General features: G+C 33.6%; 3 protein-coding genes and 2 pseudogenes. All 5 read right to left on the reverse strand.

Annotated elements, in window-relative coordinates; all coding sequences use genetic code 4:
- Positions 1 to 214, reverse strand: a pseudogene (locus H6411_RS04545) (hypothetical protein); the annotation flags it as partial.
- 32 nt (positions 215 to 246) lie between these two features.
- Entirely contained in the window at positions 247 to 570 is a 324-nt protein-coding gene (locus H6411_RS04550) for an HIT family protein (protein WP_216083460.1), read from the reverse strand.
- Between the two features lie 6 nt (positions 571 to 576).
- Entirely contained in the window at positions 577 to 1,761 is a 1,185-nt protein-coding gene (locus H6411_RS05955; RefSeq protein ID WP_369408505.1) for a DUF3713 domain-containing protein, read from the reverse strand.
- Positions 1,762 to 1,848: 87 nt separating this feature from the next.
- A complete protein-coding gene (locus H6411_RS04565; protein ID WP_216083463.1) occupies positions 1,849 to 2,535 on the reverse strand; it encodes a hypothetical protein in 687 nt (228 codons plus the stop codon).
- A gap of 9 nt (positions 2,536 to 2,544) precedes the next feature.
- Positions 2,545 to 3,286, reverse strand: a pseudogene (locus tag H6411_RS04570) (hypothetical protein); the annotation flags it as partial.

A 3,286-nucleotide genomic window follows, 5' to 3' on the forward strand; every position in this document is an offset into this window, starting at 1 on the left:
TTTTATGTATTTCTTTGAGCTTAGGTTCAGAGAGAGCTAGTTGTTCAACGTAAAAATATATCAAATCTTCCACGTTGTGGATATTCTCGAATTCTGGAACTCCTATTTCTTTTAGTAACTTAATTTGAGATTCAAGTCTTTTTAGTAATTTAGCGCCAATTTTTATTGTCACCTCTTTTTCGGCACCTGTTTTTTTATTTTCTTTATCTGACATGTGGGAGGTCTTTATTTTTAATTCTAAGAAAGTTAATATTTCGGAATGACATGCAAATGCAGGTGAAATATAACCTGCTTTGCTTCTTTTCCTTGATTAGAAATGTAATTGAATCCTTTTATATCAGGATACATTTCTTTGAGTTGTTTAGCTACTTGTTTAGCTAGAACGATTACATCCTTTAGATAATCGTCATCTGTGACTGATAGATTAGCAAAGTGCTTTTTAGGAATTACTAGTGTGTGTCCCTTAGTTATTGGTTTAATGTCTAGTATTGCAAATGCTTTTTCTGATTCGGCTACAAAGTTATTGGGCGTTTCAGCAGCTATCTTACAGAATATGCAATCCTCTGGCATAATCGATTATTTTTTTATGAATTGATCCTTACCTGATTCTACCCATTTATGATCATAAGGCGCAATCCTATCTGTACTTGAACCCAAATCTTTTACGGCTAAATCTTGTACTTCTGAGATAAGTGCTGTGTTTAATACTCAGGCTCAGAAGACATCTCTGCTTAGTTTTGAATTTCCGAATTTTTTAAATTCTTCTGTGCTTGATAAGTTTTGTTGGTTGATTTGGAATAGTTTGAATTTTTCTTTTTTGTCTGATGTTTTTACTTCTTCTTTATTTTTGAAATATTTTTCTTGTCCGAATTTTTCTTCGCAATCATCTCCGGAGGATTTTTTTTCGTGTTTTCCGCCAGTAGAGTTGTAGTTATTTGCTGGATCTACTAAGAATGTTTTTTTGTAATTATCTTTTGAGATTTTGTCGCTGGTTATGTTGGTTTTTACGTTGTTTAAGACAGCAGATAATAGATTTTTCTTTTCTTGAAGGGTTAAAGTTCGGATTTCTGAAGTCTTTGTACTTCCACTTGTACTTTCAATGTAAATCTGATCTTTTTCTAAGGCTTCAACTCAGTCATTAGTAGCACTCTTAGTAGCAGACTTTATTGCTTGAACTACTTTTTTAAATTCAGCGTCTGTTGTTATTTTGTCTAATACATATTTGTTCATTTGATCAGCAGAATCTCCGTATCTGTATAAAGAGTTCGCATTTAAAGAATCTCTATCTTCTTTACTTAGTCCTAAACTGCTTTTAGAACTGTAAAGACCTCTATATATAAATCCATCACTTACTTTTGATTTGCTGTCTTTGAATGTAACTGAACTTAAGTATTTATTTATGTTGGAAACTTCATTTTTAAATTCTTTAGATTCATCAATATTTTTTAAGAAAGGATTAGAGAATGAGTTTTCTGGTAGGTTTACTTGATGTTTATCTATTTCTATATTTGAGAATAGGATGTATGAATCTACATCATATGAGATTTGGGAAGAAACATAGTTTCTAAATCCTTTAAAGCCGTCTTTAATTAGGTAGGTTAGAGAAGTTAAGAATTTGTAGTGTCTACTTCTGAAATTGTCTACTCCAAAAACAAATTTCTCTTCAAAGGATTGTTTTGCCAGTTTGTGTAGTTTTTTTCTTAATGCATCTTTTCTTGCAGAATCTTCATTACCAGTTAACAGCTGCTGCTGTGCCTGTATAGATTAAGGACTTTCTAAACCCTATTCTTGACATATCCGCATAATTTTACAAATTCAGTAAAATCCCTCTATTTATGCGGTATTTATCTATTTAGAATCAGGTTTTTTATCTTCTAAGTTATTTAAAGCTGAACCGAGTTTTGAAGTATTGAAGATTAAGTTATTTGCATTAATAAAAGCTTGAGGATTTTCGTTTCATTTATCAATACTGATTTGCGTTTGATTTATTAATCTTGCTAGCAATTCAGCTAGTTCTTCATCTGTCATAGTTCCACTAGGATTACTTCCTTGAGAATTATTAGTTCCTGTTTGATCAGGATTTCCTTGTTCATCTGCTCCATTTTTAGCCCCTTCTTGTTCTGGTTCACTTGCTTTTGCTTCTTCAGGTGAATCTTGTTTTTCATCTTTTTGGTCGGATTGACCTTCTGATTCTTGTTGTTTTTTATCTCCTTCTGCTTGATTAGATTTATCAGCAGCATCTTTTCCTGAATCTTGATCTTGTTTTTCTACAGATTCTCCCGCCCCTTCTCTTTTTTCATCATTACCTCCTCCACCGGCATCACCACCTCCGATTGTTGCTTCTCCAGTTCCTTCTCCCTGACCATCACTTATAAAGACTTTGTCTTCCTCTTTTATTTCTGGAATAGGTTTAATTTCTATATTTTCCTCAAAGGGTTGAGGAGTTTTAGGGGCATTAGTTAGATACAAAGTTGTTATAAAGGGACTGCTTATTCCAACTATTACTAATAACAATTTACTTATTCTTGAAAGCATTGTTGATGACTAATCAGAAGTTGGTTTGGCTGATTTTTTATCTAATAACTTAAGAGCATTATTTAGCATTTCAACTTCATTCATCATTTCGAAGTTGTTTTCAAAGCTTTTCAGATTGCTTGTTCATTCTGGAATATGAGCGTTCATTTTTTTAATAAGAGAAGCAATCAGCTTCTCTAATTCTTCTTCACTCATTTCTGAGTTATTTCCAGATCTGGAATCTCCTACAGATTGAGGTCGATCATTATCGCCCCCTTGATCTTGATTGTTTTCTTGTCCTTGAGCATTTGAATCTTGATCTTTTTTTCCACCATCTTGACCATCTTTAGTTTTTTCATCTTTTCCGTCTCCATTTTCATCCTGTTTCTTTTCTTTTTCCTCTCCTCCTTCTGTAGATTTACCTTTATCTTGTCCGCTTGAGCTGTCTGCATTTCCTTTATCTCCGGCTTGATTAGTATCTCCTTGATTTTCTCCAGCTGAAGGAGTGCCATCTTTACTTTCTGTTCCTCCTGCTCCGCCAGGTGAACCACTTCCGTCAACTGCTTCGCCAGACTCTCCAGTTCCATTACTTAGAGGTATGTGATCTTCTTCAGGTACTTGTATTAGAGGCAGTAATGAAATCTCTTCTTCTCTTTCTTTTTGTTTAGGTGTATTCGTTAAATATATTGTGGTTATTATGGGAGCAACGCTTAGTATTCCCATCAGGAATTTACTGATGTGTCCGAACATGTGTAGAAAAAGAAAAGAGTTG

Source organism: Candidatus Mycoplasma haematohominis (assembly GCF_902712995.1).
Classification (GTDB): domain Bacteria; phylum Bacillota_I; class Bacilli_A; order Mycoplasmatales; family Mycoplasmoidaceae; genus Eperythrozoon_B; species Eperythrozoon_B haematohominis.